Raw genomic sequence first — 20,101 nt, 5'->3', positions numbered from 1 at the left:
GGAGCTGCGCGCGGTACACGCATGGATGGAAGCATGTCGGCGTACCGGATGCAACGGTGCCGAGTGTCGTGCTCCGTTGCATCGGATCGGACTATCGAAAGGGTGTGGATGGCGGGGGGATCGGACCGCCCTTCGGCGTGTTTCGCCATTCGGTGCTTGCGCGGCCACCGCGAGCCACCTTAGGCAAGACAGTGCGTATGTCGATGGCCGGTCCGGACGATGTAGCGGGCGGTCCGGCGGCGGTCCTTCACGGGCGCGATGAAACGGCACAGGAGCGGACCTGGTCATGGAAGCAGGCATCGACGGGCCGGCGCATGCGGCGAAGCTGCGTGCGCTCGCGCTGGGGGCGCTTGGTGTCGTCTATGGCGACATCGGCACCAGCCCGCTCTACACGCTGCGCGAATGCCTGACCGAGGGCGGCGGCTTTCCGCTGGTGCCCGAGATCATCCTGGGCGTGCTGTCGCTGATCTTCTGGGCGCTGATCATCACGGTGACGGTGAAGTACGTCGTCTTCGTCATGCGCGCCGACAACCAGGGCGAGGGCGGCATCCTGGCGCTGACCGCGCTGGCGTTGCGCGGCATGCGGCCGGGGCACCGGCGTACCGGCGCCGTCATGGCGATCGGCGTGATAGGCGCCTCGCTGTTCTACGGCGACAGCCTGATCACCCCCGCAATCTCGGTGCTGAGCGCGGTGGAGGGGCTGCATGTCGTCGCCCCCGCCCTGGACCACTACGTCCTCCCCATCACCCTGACCATCCTGATCGGGCTGTTCGTGCTGCAGCGCTTCGGGACGGAGAAGGTCGGCCGGCTGTTCGGGCCGGTGATGCTGGTCTGGTTCATCACGCTGGGCATGCTGGGGGTGTGGCAGATCGTGCGCTATCCCGGCGTGCTGGCCGCGGTCTGGCCCGGCCATGCCGCGGAGATGCTGTTCAACCATGGCTGGCACGGCTTCCTGCTGCTGGGGGCCGTGGTTCTGGCGGTGACGGGGGCGGAAGCGCTCTACGCCGACATGGGGCATTTCGGCCGCAAGCCGATCCGCGGCGCCTGGTACACCATCGTGCTGCCGTCGCTTCTGCTGTGCTATTTCGGCCAGGGCGCCCTGCTGCTGCACGAGCCGGAGGCGATCGAGAACCCCTTCTTCCATCTGGCGCCGGACTGGGCCCAGGTGCCGCTTCTGCTGCTGGCGACCGCGGCGACCATCATCGCCGGGCAGGCGGTGATCTCCGGCGCCTATTCGGTCACGCTGCAGGCGATGCATCTGCGCTATCTGCCGCGGATGGAGGTGATGCACACCTCGGAGCACGAGAAGGGCCAGATCTACATGCCGCAGCTGAACTGGCTGCTGCTGGCCGGCGTCCTCATCCTGGTGCTGACCTTCCAGACCTCCAGCAACCTCGCCGCCGCCTACGGCATCGCGGTGACCGGCACGATGGTGGCGACCACGCTGCTGGCCTACAAGGTCGCGCGCTCGCTCGGCCGCTGGAAGCTGTGGCAGGCGGTGCTGGCGCTGGCGGTGTTCCTGACCGTCGACATGGCGCTGTTCCTGGCCAATCTGGTCAAGGTGGAGGAGGGCGGCTGGTTCCCGCTGGTGGTCGGCGCGGCGGTCTTCCTGCTGATGGCGACCTGGCGGCGCGGGCGCGAGGTCGTGCGCAAGCGGCTGGCCGAGGACGCGCTGCCCTTCGACCTGCTGGTGGAGCGGCTGAAGAGCGGATCGGTGCAGCGTGTTCCGGGCACCGCGGTGTTCCTGACCGGCAACCCGCGCGGCCTGCCGCCGGGCCTGCTGCACAGCCTGAAGCACTACAAGGTGCTGCACCAGCGCATCGTGCTGCTGACCGTCGACATCGAGGACGTGCCCCATGTGCCGGACGAGCGGCGGTTCGAGTTGAAGACGCTGTCCGCCGGATTCTTCCGGCTGATCGTCCATTTCGGCTTCAAGGACGAGCCGGACATCCCGCATGCGCTGGAGACGAAGCGGATTCCCGGCCTGCCCTTCGAGCCGATGGAGACCACCTATTTCGTCAGCCGCGAGACGCTGATCCGCAGCCACGGCAAGCTCGGCCTGCCGCGCTGGCAGGAACCGCTTTTCATCTTCCTGTCGAAGCTGTCGACCAGCGCGTCGGAGTATTTCTGCATCCCGCCCAACCGCGTGGTCGAACTGGGCATGCAGTTGGAGATATAGGGCGCTGGGCAGGGTCCGTCCGTCCGGCCCCCTGCCACGGGCGGGTCAGCGCCGGACCATCGGCGCCAGATCCTTTCGGATGCCGGCGTCGAGGCGGGCGTTCAGGTCGTCCATCATCCGGCGGGTGATCTCGAGGAAGGTCGCCTCGCGGTCGGCCAGCGAGATGTTCTCCGGCACGGTGGTGGAGTGGGTAACGGTGGAGCGGGTCACGCCGCGGAAACCGCCATTGCCGGTGTCCGGCACCTCGCCGGTGATCTCCACCTCGATCCGGCCGTCATAACGCTGGGCCTGATCGTTGGTGAAATAGCCGGAGATGCCCTTCCTGGTCGGCAGTTGGACCTCGACGATGCTGGCGTCGCGGATGGTGACGCGCACGCGCCCCTGACCGCCGGCCGCCTGCAGCCGCTCCGCCGCCCAGCGCCGCACCGCCTCGCCCGGCGGAACGGCGGAACGGCCTTCCACATGCTTGGCCCCCATCGGGCGATAGGCGTCGACCACGTCGATGCTGCCGGCATTCAGCACGATCGGCCCGAAATTGGAGAAATCGATCGGACGCGGCGCCGGCCGGGGCGGGGTGCTCTGGCAGGCGGCAAGCAGGAGAGTCGTCATTCCGGCGGCAATAACAAGGCGGCGCGACAGCATGGAGGCTCCGGGTAAGGGAGAAAAACAGTTGATCGGCGAGGCACTATAATCGCCTCCATACGGCGCTGCATCATGTCTCTTTTGGGGAACTCAAAGGGGATTGCCTCAACCTTATGGGAGTCTTCCTTTGCCCGCGCCTGCCGAACGATGGGCGCGCATCGCCGTGGAGCCCGATCATCGCCTGGGCCGGGGAGCACCCGCCGCCAAGGTATGGAGGATGTCTTCCCGGACCCCCTTGGCCCCCCCTTGGACGCCCGGCGGGCGAAGCGGTTGTCGAGCGTCTTGCCGGGGCCGTAGACCGGCGGAGCTTCCGCCCAGCGCCCGCCCGACTCCAGCACATGGAGGGTTCCGCTGATCGAACGGCGATCGTCCACACGCGGCTTGCCGGGGGTGTCGCGCGAAGGTTGCGGCTCAAGCCGCCCAAACTGCTCCGCCGTCAACCGGAACCTCACAGGACAAGGTCGTGATTATCACCGGTGCATCGTCGGGGATCGGCGAGGCCACGGCTCGACTGCTCGCGCAACAGGGCGCCAAGGTCGTGCTGGGCGCGCGCCGCGAAGACAAGCTGAAGCGGAGGATTGCCGATGACATCGGCAAAGGTGGCGGGCAAGCCGCCTATCAGGTGCTCGATGTCACCAAGCCGACCGACAGCGAAGCAATCGTGCGTCTGGCGAAGGAGAGGTTTGGCCGCGTTGATGTTGTCTTCCTGAATGCCGGCATCATGCCGACGTCGCCCGTCTCTGCTCTCAAGACCGATGAGTGGAACCAGGCTGTCGACATCAACATCAAGGGCGTGCTCAACGGTGTCGCCGCCATAATGCCCGACTTCATCGCGCAGAAATCCGGACAGATCATCGCGACATCTTCGGTCGCCGGCATCAAGGCATATCCCGGAAGTGCGATTTATGGTGGAACAAAATGGTTCTTGCGCAATTTCATGGAGGCTCTGCGCATGGAATCGGCCATGGAGGGCACGAATATCCGCACGGCGACGATCTATCCCGCTGCGATCAGTACCGAGTTGCTGAACGGAATCACCGATCCGGCCGCAGCCGAGGGTATGAAGAAGCTGTACGATACCTACGCGATCCCGCCGGACCGGATCGCCCGCGTCGTTTCCTTCGCGATTGACGCGCCGGAGGACACCACGATCAACGAGTTCACGGTCGGACCCAGCAAACAGCCATGGTGAAGAGGGTCGAGCAGGCCGCAGGCAGGGTCAACTTGCCGACCACTCAGCTGCCGGGGGGGGGCCGTGCGGGGAGAGTGACGACGCCCCCCCGCCCCCGCGGAGCCCCATGCCTCGACCAGCGATCCCGAGGCCCGGCTGTACCGCAACACCCCACTCCAGCCCAAAACGGGCACCGCAGTCCCCGCATTCAAGCCTCAGCGAAGGAAAGGGCATCGCAGGGAGCCGTTTTTCCCGTGTCCTGCCGGGCCTCACTCCACCGGGTAAGGCGGCTTGGTGTACCCTGCCGGCGACAGGGTGAAGATCTCGGCACCGTCCGCCGTCACGCCGATCGAATGCTCGAACTGGGCGGACAGCGACTTGTCCTTGGTCACGGCGGTCCAGCCGTCGCCCAGGATCTTCACGTCGGGGCGGCCGGTGTTGATCATCGGCTCGATGGTGAAGATCATGCCTTCCTTCAGGACCAGACCCTCGCCCGGCTTGCCGTAATGCAGGACCGACGGCGGTTCGTGGAAGACGCGGCCGACGCCGTGGCCGCAGAAATCGCGCACCACCGAGAAGCGGTGGGATTCGGCGAAGGTCTGGATGGCGTGGCCGATGTCGCCCAGCGTGGCGCCCGGCTTCACCGCGGCGATGCCGATCATCAGCGCGTCATAGGTGACGTCCACCAGCTTGCGCGCCTTCACGCCGACCTCGCCGCACAGATACATGCGGCTGCTGTCGCCGTACCAGCCGTCGACGATCGGGGTCACGTCGATGTTCAGGATGTCGCCGTCCATCAGACGCTTGTCGCCGGGGATGCCGTGGCAGACGACATGGTTGACGGAGATGCAGTTCGCGCGCGGGAAGCCGCGATAGCCCAGCGGAGCGGGGACGCCGCCATGGTCGCGGATGAATTGCTCCAGCAGGCGGTCGAGCTCGCCCGTGGTGACGCCCGGCTGCACATAGGGGACGATGTAGTCCAGTGCCAGCGCGGCCAGCCGGCCGGCCTTGCGCATGCCTTCGAATCCCTCCGGACCATGAAGACGGACGCGGTTGGATTCGACGTGATCCTGTTCCAAGACGAAAGCCCCTATGCCAAGTAACCGAAAGCCCGATGCCGAAACCTGCCGCGGCCCTAAAGCCGGATCGGCAGCGGCCGGTCCAATTCAATCGATTCGGGTGTGATCGCGCAAGACCAACACAGCGCCTCCACCCCCGAATCCAGTGCGCGGCGCAGACCATCGTGATAGGTCGGGTCGAGATCGGCCGCCGTGCGGAAATGGGTGCAGTCGCCGCGCTGGACAAGGTAGAGCATGACCGCCCTGCAGCCCTGGGACACCATCGCCGCCATCTCCTCCAGATGCTTGGCGCCGCGGGCGGTGACGCAGTCCGGGAACTCGGCGGCCCCATCTTCATCGGGGCCATGCGGGCCTTGCGGGCGGCGCAGATGGACGTTCTTGACCTCGACATAGGCGGGCGGACGCGGGTCGGGCTTGGCCGGATCGTCCTCCAGCAGCACGTCGATCCGGCTGTTGCGGCCGTATTTCACCTCGCGCCGCAGCCGGTCGTAGCCGGCCAGTTCCGGGATGGTGCCGGCGGCGATCGCGGCGGCGACCAGCGCGTTGGGATGGCCGGTGTTGACGCCGACCAGCCCCTCGCCCCAGGGGGCGGCGGCCTCGACCAGCTCCAGCGTGTAGGCCAGCTTGCGGTTGGGGTTGGCGGAGCGCGACAGCCAGACGGCGGAACCGGGAAGGTCCAGGCCGATCATGCTGCCGGAATTGGGCACATGCGCCGTCACCTCCACCCCGTCCAACAGGACGTCGGCGAGGAACCGTTTGTAGCGGCGGATCAGGCGGCCTTGAAGAAGGGGGGTGGGAAAGCGCATCTTGGCGGCGACGCTACCCTCGGCCTTCCCGCTCGACAAGAGCGTTCCCATGGAGACCCCTGCCAGATGACGTCCGAAGCCGCCGCAATTCCGACCGGAACCAATCCGACCGCCGCCGTCCTGGTGATCGGCAACGAGATCCTGTCGGGCCGCACCAAGGACGCCAACCTGGGCCACATCGCCGAGAAGCTGAGCGAGATCGGGGTGCTGCTGCGCGAGGCCCGCGTGGTGCCGGATGTGGAGGAGGAGGTCGTCGCCGCGGTCAACGCCCTGCGCGCCCGCTACACCTATGTCTTCACCACCGGCGGCATCGGCCCGACCCACGACGACATCACCGCCGCCTGCGTCGCCAAGGCCTTCGGCGTGGCGCTGGAGCGCAACCCGGAGGCGGTCGCCCGGCTGGAGCGTCATTACGCCGCCGGCCAGCTGAACGAGGCGCGGCTGCGCATGGCCAACGTCCCGGCCGGCGGCATCCTGATCGACAACCCGATCAGCCAGGCGCCGGGCTTCCAGATCGGCAACGTCTTCGTCATGGCCGGCGTGCCCAACATCATGCGGGCGATGCTGGACGGCATCCTGCCGCGGCTGGCCGGCGGGCCGGCGCTGCATGCCCGCACGGTGGCCTGCGAGTTGGGGGAGGGGGTGATCGCATCCGACCTGTCGGCCTTGCAGGACCGCCATCCGAATCTCGAGATCGGCAGCTATCCTTACTTCCGCAACGGCTTCTTCGGCGTCAGCCTGGTCCTGCGCGGCACCGACGAGGCCGAGGTGACGGCGGCGGCGGATGAATTAGCGGCGATCATTCGCCGTCTGGGCGGTACGCCGACCATCACCGTTGGTACGAAAGGGTAGTGCGCCGCCATGATCGGGGCTATGTCGGCGGATCGATTGTCCCGGACCGATTCGGTCCTACATTAGCCTCTCATCATCTCAACCGAGTCTGCCGGGAGGCTCCGCCATGAAGAGCTTTGAGAAAGCGGCGTTGCTGTTCCTTCTGCGTCATCTGGCCGCAGGCGTCGCGGGTGCGGTGGTGCTGGCAACTGGCCTCTTGTGGTTCGACGTCGCCAATTTGGCGACGCTGATCGGCAGCAGCGAATACGGGATCACCGCGACCGTCATGCTCTATGCCGGCCTGATGCTGACCTTCGGCAGCGTGTCGATGGGGATCGGCATCATGGCGATGAACGAGGACACCCGGCCCTGAAGCACTCCGGTCCCTGAGGCACTTCGACGCAGTTGGCCGGCGGGCCGTTCGGATTGTCCGCGCTCAGAAATTGCCGCCGAACGGTCCGAAGCTGTTATAAATCCACACCAGCGCCACGATCACCGCCAGCCAGAGCGCGGCATTGCGCAGCGCGACGCCGCGGTTCCGGCGAAGGGCCGCCGGCACCACCAGAACGGCCACCATCAAAAGCGCCACCAGCGACAACCAGTTCGTCTCGCTCACGCCGCGTCCTCCCATTCTCCGGCCCTGCTCAGGGCCGGTCCCACAGTTGCGCTTCCTTCCATATGGGAATGCCCGCGGTATTGCGAAGGCCCCTTGACCCGCAGCCCCGCGATTGTCTAAGTCATGACCACGGAACGGTGCGTTGCATATCACGGTATGCAATCTGTGCGGGCAGCGCGGGGCCGCTCCGTCGACATGGGCTTTGCCGTCATGATCCGGTTGCCTGACCGGCCTATGATGGCGGAGTCCGGGGCGCGGGCGTGGCGAAACTGGTAGACGCAAGGGACTTAAAATCCCTCACCCTTAGGTATGCGGGTTCGAGTCCCGCCGCCCGCACCATCTTCATTGCAGTCCGGCTTCATTGCAGTCCGGCCTTCTTCCAAACCGACAATCAGCGCTCCACCGGACCCCCGGCATTGACCCAGGCGGCGAAGCCGCCGCGCAGGCGGTTGATGGTGCCGGTGTGGCCGGCGGTCATCATGCGTTCGGCGGCGGAACCGCAGCGCATGCCTCCCTGGCAGTGGAAAACCAGATGCTTGGCCGGGTCGGCCGGTACCCGCGACGGGTCGAAAGAGGACAGCGGGTTCAGGATGGCGCCGGGAATATGGCCGGCGGCATGTTCATGGGGTTCGCGGACATCGACGATCACCGCTTTGCCGCTGGCCTGCAATTCGATGGCGGTCGCCGGGTCGATCTGGCGGATGGCACCGGTGCCGGTCTGATCGGCCGATGGGGCGGCGGGGAACAGTCGGCGGATCAGTGTGCACAGGAGCATGGTCGGCTTGCCTTGAAACAGGTGTGATCGTCGGGCCGGGCGGATGCCGGGAAAACCCCTGCCTTTAAAATCAGCAAATTCTAATTTAATGTCAATGGGCGCGCCTGCCGATCCTGTGCGAGCTGGGTCAGATGGAGCGCAGTGTCGGTCAGCCAGTCGGCCCTGCCGCTGTCAGCGACGCCGTGTGCGATCCGGTTTTCGAAGAGGGGGCGGCGACTTGCCGGTCGGGACCGGGAGGCCGGTCGGAGTAGGTGGTGCGGGCGGTCGGACTCGAACCGACACTCCTTGCGGAACCGGATTTTGAGTCCGGCGCGTCTACCAATTTCACCACGCCCGCAGCGACGCCTCTTCTAACGCAACAGTCCGCAAACGGAAAGCGCAAAAGAAAGGCTGCTCCATCCCATCGGCGATGGGCGACGCCGCCACGGCCGCGCCTATTCCCCGGCGGCGGTGCCGTCCCTGCCATGCGGTCGCAGGGGCGGTGCGCGCGTCGCGGACGGCTGGTCGAACGGTCCGGCACGCGCTACCTTGTCGGTCATGACGACCAAGCCCCTCATGTCCCGCATCTTCGACGATCCCCGCGTCGCGGCGCTGCTGCTGGCGCTGGCCAGCGCGGGCGTGCTGCTGTCGGCCCTGTTCTTCCAGTTCGTGCTGGATTACCAACCCTGCATCCTCTGCATCATGCAGCGCTGGCCCTATGTGGCGGTGATGGTGTTCGGGCTGGTGACCTGGCTGTTCCGCCGCTGGAAGGGGCTGGGCGACGCGCTGCTGGTGGCGAGCGGGCTGGCCCTGCTGGCCGGTGCCGGCATCGCCGCCTATCATGTCGGGGTGGAGCAGCATTGGTGGGCCGGCACCTCGTCCTGCGGCGGCTCGGCTCCGGCGAACTCGCTGGAGGCGTTGCGGGCGCAGGTGATGGCGGCGCCGGTCACCCGTTGCGACGAAGTGGCCTGGTCGCTGTTCGGCATTTCCATGGCGGGCTACAACGTGGCGATCTCGCTGGCGCTGGCGGCCTACGCCTTCGTCGCGGCGCGCACCGCCTACATCCGCACCCCGGTGTCGAGGACTGCATTGTGAGCGAAACGACTTCTCCGACCGCCATCCCGCGCCATGGCGCCTTGCCCGGCGACCTGCCGCGGCGGGAACGGCTGGCCCGCATCGTCCGCGTCGACCATGCCGGCGAATATGGCGCCAAGCGCATCTATGAGGGCCAGATCGCCGTCATCGGCAAGGGCCGGCATGGCAAGACCCTGCGCCACATGGCGGAGCAGGAACTGGTCCATCTGCAATATTTCGAGAAGCAGCTGAACCGGCGCCGCGTGCGGCCGACCATGCTGCAGCCGCTGTGGCACGTCACCGGCTTCCTGCTGGGGGCCGGCACCGCGATCCTCGGCGAGCGTGCGGCGATGGCCTGCACCGTCGCCGTCGAAGAGGTGATCGAGGAGCATTACGAGGCGCAGTTGAAGCACCTCGGCCCCGACGAACAGGAACTCGCCGACAGTATCCGCAAGTTTCAGGCGGAGGAGGTCGAGCACCGCGACATCGGCATCGTCAACGAGGCGGAGCGCGCGCCCGGCTATCCGGTGCTGTCGGCGGCGATCAAGGCCGGCACCCGTGCGGTGATCTGGGTGGCCGAGCGGGTCTGACGGAATCGCGGGTTCGAGGGGGCGGTCACTCCCCCTCTCCCCGCAAAGGGCTTTACGCCCCTTCCGCCACCACGCGCTGGTAGGCCGGCAGCGTCAGGAATTCGGTGAAGTCCTCGCGCGCGACCAGATCGCGGAACAGGGCGGCGGCATCGGCGTAGCGGCCCTTGGCATAGGCGTCGGCGCCGACACGCGCCTTCCAGGCGGACAGTTCCTCCGCGATCACGCGATCGACGAGGTCCAGGGTGACGGGCTGTCCGTCGTCCAGCGCCGTGCCGGTGTGGACCCATTGCCAGATCTGGGTGCGGCTGATCTCCGCGGTGGCGGCGTCCTCCATCAGGTTGAACAGCGGGACGCAGCCCTGGCCGCGCAGCCATGCCTCGATATAGCCGATGCCGACTGCCACGTTGTTGCGCAGGCCGGCTTCGGTCTTCGGCCCGGCGGGCACCGCCAGCAGGTCGGCGGCGGTGACGGTCACGTCGGTGCGCTTGCGGGCGATCTGGTTCGGCGTGGTCATGTAGGCGTCGAACACCTCGCGCGCCACCGGCACCAGACCGGGATGGGCGACCCAGGTGCCGTCATGGCCGTTGGACGCCTCGCGCTCCTTGTCGGCGCGCACGCGGGAGAAGGCGACCTCGTTCGCCTCGGGGTTGTCCTTGACCGGGATGAAGGCGGCCATGCCGCCGATGGCGGGCGCGCCGCGGCGGTGACAGGTTTTGATCGCCAGCTGGCTGTAGGCCGACAGGAAGGGGGTGGCCATCGTCACCTCGGCCCGGTCGGGCATGACGGCGGCGGGATCCTTCCGGAACTTCCTGATGAAGCTGAAGATATAGTCCCAGCGCCCGCAGTTCAGGCCGGCGGAATGCTCGCGCAGTTCGTACAGGATCTCGTCCATCTCGAAGGCGGCGAGGATGGTCTCGATCAGCACCGTCGCCTTGATCGAGCCGTGCGGCAGATGGAGGTATTCCTCCGCCACCAGGAAGACCTCGCGCCACAGCCGCGCCTCGAAATGGCTTTCCAGCTTGGGCAGGTAGAAATAGGGGCCGCTGCCGCGGGCCAGAAGCTCCTTGGCGTTGTGGAAGACATGCAGGCCGAAGTCGAACAGCGCGCCGGTCATCGGCTCGCCTTCCATCAGCACATGGCTTTCGTCCAGATGCCAGCCGCGCGGGCGGATTTTCAGCACGGCCGTCTTGTCGCTCAGGCGGTATTTCTTCCCGCTGGCCGGATCCTCGTAAGAGATGGTCCGGCGCACGGCGTCGCGGATGTTGATCTGTCCCTCGACCAGATTGGTCCAGGTCGGACAGGTGGCATCCTCGTAATCGGCCATGAAGACCTTTGCGCCGCTGTTCAGCGCATTGATGACCATCTTGCGGTCGACCGGCCCGGTGATCTCCACCCGGCGGTCGAGCAGGTCGACGGGCAGCGGGCTGATGGTCCAGCCGGCTTCGCGGATGGCACGGGTTTCCGGCAGGAAGTCCGGCTTGTGGCCCTGGTCGAGCAGTGCCTGGCGCTTGGTCCGCACGTCCAGCAGCCGCAGCCGTTCCGGCCCGAAGCGACCCTCCAGTTCCGCCAGGAAGGCCATCGCCTCCGGCGTCAGGATCTCCTCGAAACCGGGCTTCATCGGACCGCGGATCTCAAGGCTGGGCATGCTGGTGGCCATCGTGCTGCTCCCCTTCCCGTATGGTGACGAACCGCTCGCTCGACGGTTGAGCGACCGGTATAGCATGGTACGGGCGCGACCTGGGGACGGCCTATGGTCGCAGAGGGGGTGGCGGGATCAGCCCGTGCTTCTTCAGCATGCCGCGCAGCTGGTGGTAGCCGAGCCCCAGCGCCTCGGCGGTCTGGCGCTGGTTGAAGCGGTTCCGCTCCAGGGCCTCGCGCAGCTTGGCGGCCTCGAAGGCGCGGACCTGATCGAGGATACCGCCGTCGAAGGCGGGGAGGGCCGGCGCAGGCGCCTTCGGGGCGGGCGCCGGCGCCTGTGTCTGAGCAGGGAGGGCGGTCGGCGCGGGGATCGGCGCGGCGGCCGGGCGCCAGGGCGAGTCGAAGGGGTCGAGGATGATGCGGTCCAGCGGCTCGTCGGTCTCGGCGGCGGCGACCGAGCGCTCCACCGCGTTGCGCAGTTCGCGCACGTTGCCGGGCCAGTCATGGGCGCGCAGCCGGTCGAGCGCGGCGGCGGTGAAGCCGGAAAACAGCGGGCGCTCCAGTTCGCGCACCATGCCCAGCGCGAAATGCTCGGCCAGCGGCGGGATGTCCTCGGGCCGGGCGCGCAGCGGCGGCAGGGTCACCACGTCGAAGGCCAGCCGGTCCAGCAGGTCGGCGCGGAAACGGCCTGCCGCGGCCAGGGCCGGCAGGTCGGCGTTCGTCGCGCCCACCACCCGCACGTCGACGGTGGCGGTGCGTCCGCCGACCCGCTCGATCTCGCCATACTCCACGGCGCGCAGAAGCTTTTCCTGCACGGCGGGGGAGGCGGTGGCGATCTCGTCCAGGAACAGCGTGCCGCCGTCGGCCTGTTCGATCCGGCCGATCTGCCGGCGGGTGGCGCCGGTGAAGGCCCCGGCCTCATGCCCGAACAACTCAGAATCGAGCAGCGATTCGGGCAGCGCGGCGCAGTTCACCTTGACGAAGGGACGGTCCCACCGCTGCGACAGGTAGTGCAGGCGGGCGGCGATCAGCTCCTTGCCCGTCCCACGCTCCCCGATCACCAGCACCGGCCGCTCCAGCGGCGCCACCCGCGAGACATGGGACAGCGTCGCCAGAAAGGGCGGCGATTCACCGAGCAGGGAGGGAGGAGCGGCTTTCATCGTGCATTCAACCACTTCATCGCCATATATGCGATGATATTGCTGAAACGGCGATGCGGCAAGCCGGGAGGCGCCGCCTGATCCAGGGCGAAAAATCTATTAATTTCAATTGTTTGACAGATTTTCGGCCGAGTTGGCACGCTGGTTGCGATAGAGACGGTATGGCAAGGAGGTCAAGCATGAGCGACTTCAGCGATTTCCGCCGCCGCTATGGCGGCGACCGATTCAACACCGCGCAGAGCCGCCCGACGCTGCGGCGCGTGCGCAACTATCTCGCCACACGGCCGGTCGAAAGCTGGCTTTTCTTCGTCGCCGGCATCGTCGCCGGCGCCATCATCGGCTGATACACGGGACACCGACCATGAGCATCTTTTCGCGCCTGACCGACATCGTGCAGTCGAACCTGAACTCCCTGCTCGACCGCGCCGAGGAGCCGGAGAAGCTGATCCGCCTGATCGTCCAGGAAATGGAAGACACCCTGGTCGAGGTGCGCTCCTCCACCGTCAAGATCATCGCGGAGAAGAAGGAGATCGAACGCCGCGTCGCCGACCTCCACCGCGAGCGCGACGAGTGGGACCGCAAGGCCGAGGTGGCGCTGACCCGCGACCGCGAGGATCTGGCCAAGGGCGCCCTGCTGGCCAAGGCCAAGGTCGCCGAGCAGGCCGACGCGCTGACCGAACAGCTGGTGCAGGTCGAGGCCGCGCTGTCCAAGGCCAACGAGGACATCGCCCGCCTGCAGGCCAAGCTGACCGACGCCAAGACCCGCGAGAAGGCGCTGGTCGCCCGCACACAGACGGCCAGCAACCGCGTGAAGCTGCGCGGCGCCCTGCATGACGAGCGCATCAACGAGGCGCTGTCGCGCTTCGAGCAGGTCGAGCGCAACCTGGACGAGATGGAGGGCCGGGTCGAGGCCTATGACGTGGGCCGCACCAAGAGCCTGACCGAGGAAATCGCGGAACTCGAGGCCGCCCACAAGGTCGAAGAGGATCTGGCTGCGCTGAAGGCCCGCATCGCCGCACGGCGCAACGGCTGACCGTGCTCCGGTGCCCGGGTGGGGCGGTGACGCCCCGCCCGCTTCCCTCACGACAACAAGAAGGCCCGACGACCATGGGGTTCCTGGGTTTCGTCCTCGCGGTGCTGTTCATGGTGGTGGTGGCGCCGGTCTGGATCGTCTTCCATTACATCACCAAATGGCGGGCGCAGCGCGGGCTCACCGCGCAGGACGAACGGCTGCTGGCCGAGTTGTGGGAGATCTCCAACCGGCTGGAGGCCCGAGTCCATGCGCTGGAACGCGTGCTCGACGCCGAGGCGCCGAACTGGCGCAACAAGGTGTGAGCGCTTTGGCGAACGCCCCCTCCTCTCCAACCCTTTCCTGCTCTCGTCCGATCGGGGGCGGGGGCGGGGGAGGTGGCAGCCGGAGGGGCAAGCGCCGCACGACGCCCTCACCAACCTGAAACTGAACGAAAGGAACGAGGCCGCCATGGACCGCACCTCCTTCTACGACTCGCCGAATCCGCATCGGCTGTATCGCGATCCGCAGCGCGGGGTTCTGGGCGGGGTGTGCACGGGCGTCGCCGATTACTTCGGCGTGCGGCCGGGGGTCGTCCGGCTGGCGATGCTGGTCGCCCTGTTCTTCTTTTCGGTGCCGCTGATCATCGCCTATGTGATCGCGCTGCTGGTGCTGCCGGTGCGTCCGGCGCAGCTCTATCGCGATGCCGAGGAGGAGGCGTTCTGGCGGACGGTATCGACCAAGCCAGACCGGACGCTCGCCGGCCTGACGCAGCGCTTCCGCGACATGGAGAAGCGGATCGTCGGAATGGAGGCCTACGTCGCCTCGAAGGAATACGAACTGAACCGCGCGATCCGCGACCTGGACCGCTGAGCATTCCGCACAAATGCGTTCGGAGCCGGTGACGTCAGCGACGCTGACGGCGCCGGTCGCGGACGCGGACAGGAATCGGTTTCGGCGTAGGCATCGTGGCGATCAAACCGGCCAACGCCGCGGCCGTCGCCACCGCACCACCGAGCAGAACGAGATCCATCATAGGCCCTCCACCATCGAGATCCCCGCATTCACCCACATGGTGATGCAGATGGTTAGAACATGGTAGCGAAAAGAGAGGCTGGCAACATCTATCCCCTTGGGAAGGCTCCCAGTACCCATCGGCATGGGACGCGCGCCATGCTCGGCGGGCCTTGATCCAAATCACGGGCTGGGCCGTTATTGGAAGGACCGGGCGCCCTCTTTTCCAGATGGGAAGGGCCGGCGCCTTTGTCGAATCCCCGCCCTTTGACGGAGCCCCGCCCCGATGTCCGACGGCACCCTCGGCCAAGACACCCCCCATGGGCCCGGTCCCCGCCGGCGCAAATCCCTGGTTCTCCGCGCCCTGATGCTGAACGGAGCGTCGGTGGTGGTGACGCTGCTGCTGTTCGCCCTGCTGCTGTCGCTGGTGGCGCCGCCGATGGGCGTCAACGCGCCCGGCGCCCGGATGGCGCTGTGGGCGCGGCTGGCGGTCTGGCCGGCGCTGGTCCTGTTCGGCATGGTCGTCGGTGTGATGGCGATGCGCGGGCGCACCCAGGCCTTCAACCCGATCGAGGATCCCGAATCGCGCGGCCAGCGCGTAGCCCAACGGGTGCTGGCCAACAGCGTGGAGCAGTCCGCCATCTTCGTGCCGGCGCTGGCCGCCCTGGTCGCGACGCTGCCGCAGCCCTCGCTGGGCGCGGCGGTGGTGGCGACCGGGCTGTTCGTGCTGGGGCGGCTGCTGTTCTGGGCGGGCTATCTGGTGCATCCCTTCGCGCGGGCACCGGGCATGGCGATGACGCTGACCGTCAATCTGATTGTGCTGGGCTGGGCCGTTCTGCTGCAATTGGGCGGGGTCCAGCCGGGCTGACCGGCTTCTCAACCAGCTTTTTTTCCGCCGGCCTTTTTTCCGCCGGCCTTTGTTCCACTGGGGGCGCGCTGGCCGGAGCCGCCGTCTTCGCCAGATGCAGCCAGCGGCGGTAGGCCTCCACGCTCACCGGCGCGCGGTGCTTCAGCCCGATGCGGAGGATCCGGGGCAGGGCCAGCAGCACCTTCAGGTCGGTCAGGCGCGGGCCGTGGCGCAGGTTCTTCCAGCTGTTGCCGGCCCAGGCGCGCGCCAGCCGCCACGCCATCAGCGAGGACGGGCAGCGCGCCACCTCGCGGATCAGGTCGTTGCGGTGGTTGTAGAAGCGCTCCATCCCCGGCTTGCGGCCCTTCTCGCTCTTGTCGTGGTAGACCATGACGTCGGGCAGCGCCACGACGCGATAGCCGGCGCCGACCAGCCGCAGGCAGCGGTCCTTCTCCTCCCCCTGGCGGTAGAGTTCCGGCATGTAGAGGCCGATCCGCTCGACGGCGCTGCGCCGCAGCAGATGGCCGCAGCCGACATACCAGGGCACATCGAAGGGGGCCGCATCCTTGGGGAAATAGACCAGCCCGTCGCGCGTCTCGATGTTGCAGGCCACCGCGGCGACCTCCGGGTTCCGCTCCAGATAGGCGACGCAGCGGGCCAGCCCGTCGGGATCCTCGAACCAGCTGTCGTCGTCCACCGACAGGACGCAGTCGCCGGTGGTGTTCACGAAGCCGAAGTTGCGGGCCAGGATCAGCCCGGCATTGTGCGGCTGGCGGACATAGCGGACGGTGGGGAACTCCGCCCGCATCATCGCGCCGGTGCCGTCGGTGGAGCCGTCGTCGATGACGATGATCTCCATCGGCGGGGCGGTCTGGCTTATCAGCCGGGTCAGCGCGGTGCGCAGCTCCGGCCCGCGGTTGTAGGTGGCGATGACGGCGCTGACGGTCAGCGTCATGACGGCTCCCTTCGAGCGATATGGGGCGGCGCCACCACCGGGCGCAGCGGATCGTCCTCCAGGATCCCCCAGGCGCGCAGCGCGCGGGTCAGCCCGATCCACAGCAGGATCGGCAGCAGCGAGAAGAAGCCGAACTTCACGATGGTGATGTTGCCGTCGCGGAACCATTGCAGGCACAGCGGCAGGAAGGCGCAGTAGAACAGCACGGCGTAGCGGTTGCGGAACCCGCTGGTCCAGAACCAGCGGTGCAGCCGCCCCAGGATCAGCCCGACCACCACCATGGTGACGATCATGCCGATCCAGCCGCCGCTCATCCAGCCGTCGCCGGGCAGCGAGGTGGTCAGGTTGTAGAAGACGCCGTAGTCGTTCAGGTCAACCCACTTCACCGGCGCGCCCACCGGCTTGCTTGGCCACAGTATGCGCGGGATCGGCTCGGTGAACAGCTGCAGATATTGGGTGAACCAGGTGTAGGTGGCCGACTGGTTCGGCACCACCCACAGGATGTAGGCGAGGAAGTCGAAATTGGCCAGATCCTGGCCGGCCAGCGCGTCGACCGCCCGGCCGCCGCCGCTGCCGCCGTTGAACCTCAGCAGGACCGAGGGCGGCGCGTCGCCGGCCAGCACGTCGCGGAAGGCACCGCGGTTGTTGCCGAGCAGCGTGAACAGCCCCATCACCGGAACCGCGGCCAGCACATGCCACAGCCGGAACCATTTGGTGCGGGTGCGGTACAGCAACAGCAGCACCAGCCCCAGGATGCCCATGATGATCGCCCAGCGGCCCCAGCCCAGATAGGCCCGGTAGGCGACGAAGGCGCCGAAGGGGATGAAGGACAGCGGGTGGAACCGGGAGATCCAGATCAGCCCCAGCGTCAGCGGCAGGCCCATCGAATGGGCTTCGGCGATGTAGCCGGTGGTGTTGGTGTAGATCGGCTGGCCGGTCAGCGGATCGCGCTCCATCTGCACGTCGCCGGTGCCGTCGAAGCTGGCGCCGCCCTGGCGCTGGATCGCCGAGTAGATGGCGAGCGGACCCAGCAGCGCCGCGGTGGTCAGGAAGGCCACCACGTCCACGCGGTCGAAGGTGAAGGACGGGGCAGGCTCCCCGTTCGGGGTCCAGTCGGGACGGACCATCCCGGCCCAGGTGCAGGCGGCGGCGAAGGCGACCAGCCCGACCGAACTGACCACCAGCGTCATGACGAATTCCTGCGGGCTGGGCCAGAAGCCCATGAACAGCCACACGTCGTCGAAATTCTGCGTGTAGACCAGGATCGGCCGCATGACGAAGACCAGAGCGTGGAAGATCAGGTACAGCGTCAGGGGATGGAACATCGACGCGCTGCCGGTGCTGAAAAACACCACGGTCACCAGCACCAGCACCAGGACCTGCGCGATCAGCGCCATTTCGATCATCGGCAAACGGTCCCCGGTTGTAGGCTCCGCCTGAACGGGGGACGCTCCGCGGGCAAGCGGATACGACCGGCCGGTCAGGCTAGGATGAAAAGCCAGCCTATACGTCCCGTCCCGGCCCGGCAGGGGTGCAGAGGGCGTGGCCCCTTCGCACCCGCACACCCCCTTCGCGCTTTTGCCGGTTGCTGTCGGCCTGGGTCAGTCTCCCCCTTCGGCGGATGGTCTGCCGCAACGGAGGAGCTTTCTTCATGCCCCGTTCCCACCCCGGTCCCCCGGGCAGCCACCCGAGCAATCTCTGGAACCGCATGCTCTGGAGAGCCTGCCTCCTGGCGATCTGCGCGCTTCTGCTGCCCGCTGCCGCATGGGGACCGGCGGCCGCCGCGCAGATAACCTTCTACGTGTCGCCCGCCGGCAACGACCGCTGGTCCGGCCGCCTGTCCCGGCCATCGGCGGACGGGCGCGACGGTCCCTTCGCCACCCCGGCCCGCGCGCTGGCCGCCGCCAAGGGAAGCGGCCCGGCGACGGTGCGGCTGCATGGCGGCACCTACCGGCTGACGGCGCCGCTGGTGGTGGACGGCTCGCTGTCCGGCCTGCGGCTGACCGCGGTGGAGGGGGAACAGCCGGTGCTGTCGGGCGGCGAGGCGGTGGGCGGCGCGCGGCTGGCCAACGGCGTGCTGTCGGCGCCGCTGGCGCGCGATCCGGGGCTGGACGTCGCCATCGGCGCTCCCGGCGACGGACGGCGGCTGGATGCCGCGCGCAGCGGCGACTTCACCCCCGGCGACCCGCGCAGCGGCTGGTTCCCGGCCAAGGCGGTGCAATCCGATCCCAAAAGTCCCGGCTCCAAGCGGCAGATGCAACTGCCTCCGGGCGTGCTGAAGGCCGCCTGGGCCGGGCCGGGGGTGCGGGCGCAGGCGTTGGACCGCGAAAGGCTGTCCGACGATCTGCTGGGCGTCGTTTCCGCCGACCCGAAGGGGCTGCTGAGCTTCGCCGCCGACGGGCAGTATCCCTACCGCGACGGCTCCACCGTGCGGCTGCTCGGCCATCCCGATTTCCTGACGCGGCCGGGCGAATTCGCCTGGGACGCCAAAGCGAAGCGGCTGCTGGTGAAGCCGCCGACCGGGCTGGACGGCGGGCGGGCGGAACTGACGGTGGCGAGGACCGCCAATCTTCTCCGGCTGGACAACGCCCGCAACGTGACGGTGGAGGGGCTGACCTTCACCGACGTGCCGTGGGACGGCAGCGCCGTGCTGGCGAAGGGCGGCAGCGGCCTGCGCATCGCCGGCAACCGCTTCGCCCTGGTCGGCACCGCGGTAACGCTGGACGGGGCCACGCGCAGCGAGGTGTCTGGCAACCGGATGGAGCATCTCGGCCGTTCCGGCATCGCCCTGGCGCCGGGCAGCAGCGACAACCGCATCCTGGCCAACCGCATCAGCGACGTGGGCGAGGTGCGGTTCTTCGGCGGCGGGGTGATGGCGGCGGGCATCCACAACACGCTGATCGCCCACAACGACATCCGGCGGGCGGCGCGCTACGGCATCTCGGTGAAGAACTGGAATCCGCAGACGGTGAACAGCGGCAACACCATCGAATTCAACCGCATCCGCGACAACGCCCGCCAGACCGCCGATGCCGGCGCCATCGAGATGCTGGGCCGCAGCGGCAACGACACCCGCAGCATCGTCCGCTTCAACGACATCCGCGACACCGGCGGCCTCGCCACCGATGCGCAGGGGCGCTGGCTGGTGCGCTACAAGGGATTCGGCATCTATCTGGACGACATGACCAGCGGCGTGACCGTGCAGGGCAACCTGCTGGAGAACACCGGCATGGCTGCCATCTTCCTGCATGGCGGCGACGACAACCGGGTGGTGGACAACATCAGCGTGTTGACCGAGCCCAAGGACCGTTTCCTGCGGCTGGAATGGGTGCCCAGCGCCGGCAAGAACGGGCTGATGCATGGCAACGTCGCCGACGCCAACGTGGTGGCCGGACCTTCGCCGAAGGAGCAGCTCGTCGTCAGCCTGACCGGCGGCGAATACCGGATCGAGAACACCCTGCTGGAAGCCGTGGCGCCGGCCGCCGGCGCGGCGAGCGCGGCCAGGGCGGCGGCCCCGCCGGCCGGCGGGCGCCTGCTGGACCGGTTGCTGGCGTTGAAGCAACTGCCGCTGGACCGTGTCGGGCCGGAGGGAATGCGGCAATGAAAAACCCCTCTCCCGGGTCGGGAGAGGGGCTTTCGGTGAACGGAGTGCTTAAGGCGAATATGCATTCGCTTTAGGTTCATATGACCTCATCCGCCGGTCGGGCTTCGGCCGCATGAGCGGCCGGGACCGCCG

Annotated in this window: 21 protein-coding genes, 2 tRNA genes and 1 pseudogene; 13 read left to right on the top strand and 11 right to left on the bottom strand. The window is 67.8% G+C overall.

The annotated features are described in order from the left end of the window. Positions 1–286: 286 nt before the first annotated feature. A complete protein-coding gene (locus tag DM194_RS10045; RefSeq protein WP_111067190.1) occupies positions 287–2,179 on the top strand; it encodes a potassium transporter Kup in 1,893 nt (630 codons plus the stop codon). 45 nt (positions 2,180–2,224) lie between these two features. Here the strand turns inward: DM194_RS10045 and DM194_RS10040 are convergent, their stop codons facing one another. Next, positions 2,225–2,788: a hypothetical protein gene (locus DM194_RS10040; protein ID WP_246024176.1), complete on the bottom strand. Its 564-nt coding sequence runs from the start codon at positions 2,786–2,788 to the stop codon at positions 2,225–2,227. Between the two features lie 156 nt (positions 2,789–2,944). Further along, positions 2,945–3,273, bottom strand: a pseudogene (locus tag DM194_RS10035) (transposase); the annotation flags it as partial. Between the two features lie 11 nt (positions 3,274–3,284). Here DM194_RS10035 and DM194_RS10030 point away from each other — a divergent pair. After that, positions 3,285–4,013 (top strand): SDR family oxidoreductase, encoded by a 729-nt coding sequence (locus DM194_RS10030; RefSeq protein ID WP_111067188.1) that lies wholly within the window; start codon positions 3,285–3,287, stop codon positions 4,011–4,013. Between the two features lie 248 nt (positions 4,014–4,261). Here the strand turns inward: DM194_RS10030 and map are convergent, their stop codons facing one another. Continuing rightward, positions 4,262–5,071 carry a type I methionyl aminopeptidase gene (map, locus tag DM194_RS10025; RefSeq protein WP_111067187.1) on the bottom strand — a complete coding sequence of 270 codons (810 nt, stop codon included), beginning with the start codon at positions 5,069–5,071 and terminating at the stop codon, positions 4,262–4,264. A 56-nt stretch (positions 5,072–5,127) separates the two neighbouring features. Further along, a complete protein-coding gene (sfsA, locus tag DM194_RS10020) occupies positions 5,128–5,877 on the bottom strand; it encodes a DNA/RNA nuclease SfsA (protein WP_111067186.1) in 750 nt (249 codons plus the stop codon). A gap of 66 nt (positions 5,878–5,943) precedes the next feature. On the opposite strand from sfsA, the gene DM194_RS10015 reads away from it, so the two are divergent. Both DM194_RS10015 and DM194_RS10010 read left to right on the top strand, forming a co-directional pair. After that, positions 5,944–6,729, top strand: a complete 786-nt coding sequence (locus DM194_RS10015; RefSeq protein ID WP_111067185.1) for a competence/damage-inducible protein A — start codon at positions 5,944–5,946, stop codon at positions 6,727–6,729. Positions 6,730–6,835: 106 nt separating this feature from the next. Then, positions 6,836–7,081, top strand: coding sequence for a hypothetical protein (locus tag DM194_RS10010; protein ID WP_111067184.1), 246 nt, complete (start codon positions 6,836–6,838; stop codon positions 7,079–7,081). A gap of 63 nt (positions 7,082–7,144) precedes the next feature. Here DM194_RS10010 and DM194_RS10005 read toward each other — a convergent pair whose 3' ends face one another. Continuing rightward, positions 7,145–7,324 carry a hypothetical protein gene (locus DM194_RS10005; RefSeq protein ID WP_111067183.1) on the bottom strand — a complete coding sequence of 60 codons (180 nt, stop codon included), beginning with the start codon at positions 7,322–7,324 and terminating at the stop codon, positions 7,145–7,147. A gap of 254 nt (positions 7,325–7,578) precedes the next feature. Here DM194_RS10005 and DM194_RS10000 point away from each other — a divergent pair. Next, a tRNA-Leu gene (locus DM194_RS10000) sits at positions 7,579–7,663 on the top strand. 52 nt (positions 7,664–7,715) lie between these two features. Here DM194_RS10000 and DM194_RS09995 read toward each other — a convergent pair. Next, positions 7,716–8,099 (bottom strand): rhodanese-like domain-containing protein, encoded by a 384-nt coding sequence (locus DM194_RS09995; protein WP_111067182.1) that lies wholly within the window; start codon positions 8,097–8,099, stop codon positions 7,716–7,718. A gap of 252 nt (positions 8,100–8,351) precedes the next feature. Further along, a tRNA-Leu gene (locus tag DM194_RS09990) sits at positions 8,352–8,436 on the bottom strand. A 218-nt stretch (positions 8,437–8,654) separates the two neighbouring features. Here DM194_RS09990 and DM194_RS09985 point away from each other — a divergent pair. Beyond that, positions 8,655–9,173 carry a disulfide bond formation protein B gene (locus tag DM194_RS09985; RefSeq protein WP_111067894.1) on the top strand — a complete coding sequence of 173 codons (519 nt, stop codon included), beginning with the start codon at positions 8,655–8,657 and terminating at the stop codon, positions 9,171–9,173. Beyond that, positions 9,170–9,742 (top strand): demethoxyubiquinone hydroxylase family protein, encoded by a 573-nt coding sequence (locus tag DM194_RS09980; protein WP_111067181.1) that lies wholly within the window; start codon positions 9,170–9,172, stop codon positions 9,740–9,742. The genes DM194_RS09985 and DM194_RS09980 overlap by 4 nt, the downstream gene beginning before the upstream one ends. A 52-nt stretch (positions 9,743–9,794) precedes the next feature. Here the strand turns inward: DM194_RS09980 and aceB are convergent, their stop codons facing one another. Continuing rightward, a complete protein-coding gene (gene aceB / locus DM194_RS09975; RefSeq protein WP_111067180.1) occupies positions 9,795–11,399 on the bottom strand; it encodes a malate synthase A in 1,605 nt (534 codons plus the stop codon). A 91-nt stretch (positions 11,400–11,490) separates the two neighbouring features. After that, the gene (gene pspF / locus DM194_RS09970; protein ID WP_111067179.1) at positions 11,491–12,540 is read right to left on the bottom strand and encodes a phage shock protein operon transcriptional activator; all 1,050 of its coding nucleotides are present in this window, start codon (positions 12,538–12,540) and stop codon (positions 11,491–11,493) included. 179 nt (positions 12,541–12,719) lie between these two features. On the opposite strand from pspF, the gene DM194_RS28430 reads away from it, so the two are divergent. From DM194_RS28430 to DM194_RS09950, 5 genes are all read left to right on the top strand, one after another. Then, positions 12,720–12,884, top strand: a complete 165-nt coding sequence (locus DM194_RS28430; protein WP_176581380.1) for a hypothetical protein — start codon at positions 12,720–12,722, stop codon at positions 12,882–12,884. A gap of 17 nt (positions 12,885–12,901) precedes the next feature. Then, positions 12,902–13,573 carry a phage shock protein PspA gene (pspA, locus tag DM194_RS09965; RefSeq protein WP_111067178.1) on the top strand — a complete coding sequence of 224 codons (672 nt, stop codon included), beginning with the start codon at positions 12,902–12,904 and terminating at the stop codon, positions 13,571–13,573. Between the two features lie 74 nt (positions 13,574–13,647). Further along, the gene (pspB, locus tag DM194_RS09960; RefSeq protein ID WP_111067177.1) at positions 13,648–13,875 is read left to right on the top strand and encodes an envelope stress response membrane protein PspB; all 228 of its coding nucleotides are present in this window, start codon (positions 13,648–13,650) and stop codon (positions 13,873–13,875) included. A 145-nt stretch (positions 13,876–14,020) separates the two neighbouring features. Next, positions 14,021–14,422 (top strand): envelope stress response membrane protein PspC, encoded by a 402-nt coding sequence (pspC, locus tag DM194_RS09955; protein WP_111067176.1) that lies wholly within the window; start codon positions 14,021–14,023, stop codon positions 14,420–14,422. A gap of 427 nt (positions 14,423–14,849) precedes the next feature. Continuing rightward, positions 14,850–15,431, top strand: coding sequence for an MAPEG family protein (locus tag DM194_RS09950; protein WP_111067175.1), 582 nt, complete (start codon positions 14,850–14,852; stop codon positions 15,429–15,431). Here DM194_RS09950 and DM194_RS09945 read toward each other — a convergent pair. Next, positions 15,370–16,365, bottom strand: a complete 996-nt coding sequence (locus DM194_RS09945; RefSeq protein WP_111067174.1) for a glycosyltransferase family 2 protein — start codon at positions 16,363–16,365, stop codon at positions 15,370–15,372. The genes DM194_RS09950 and DM194_RS09945 overlap by 62 nt on opposite strands. After that, positions 16,362–17,771: an O-antigen polymerase gene (locus DM194_RS09940; RefSeq protein ID WP_111067173.1), complete on the bottom strand. Its 1,410-nt coding sequence runs from the start codon at positions 17,769–17,771 to the stop codon at positions 16,362–16,364. The genes DM194_RS09945 and DM194_RS09940 overlap by 4 nt, the downstream gene beginning before the upstream one ends. A 245-nt stretch (positions 17,772–18,016) precedes the next feature. Here DM194_RS09940 and DM194_RS09935 point away from each other — a divergent pair, with 245 nt between their 5' ends. Next, a complete protein-coding gene (locus tag DM194_RS09935) occupies positions 18,017–19,969 on the top strand; it encodes a right-handed parallel beta-helix repeat-containing protein (protein ID WP_111067172.1) in 1,953 nt (650 codons plus the stop codon). The last annotated feature ends 132 nt before the right edge of the window (positions 19,970–20,101 follow it).

This window comes from Azospirillum ramasamyi, from assembly GCF_003233655.1.
Lineage (GTDB): Bacteria > Pseudomonadota > Alphaproteobacteria > Azospirillales > Azospirillaceae > Azospirillum > Azospirillum ramasamyi.
The sequence above is the reverse complement of the archived record's forward strand: the minus strand, read 5'-3'. Positions and strand labels throughout refer to the sequence as shown.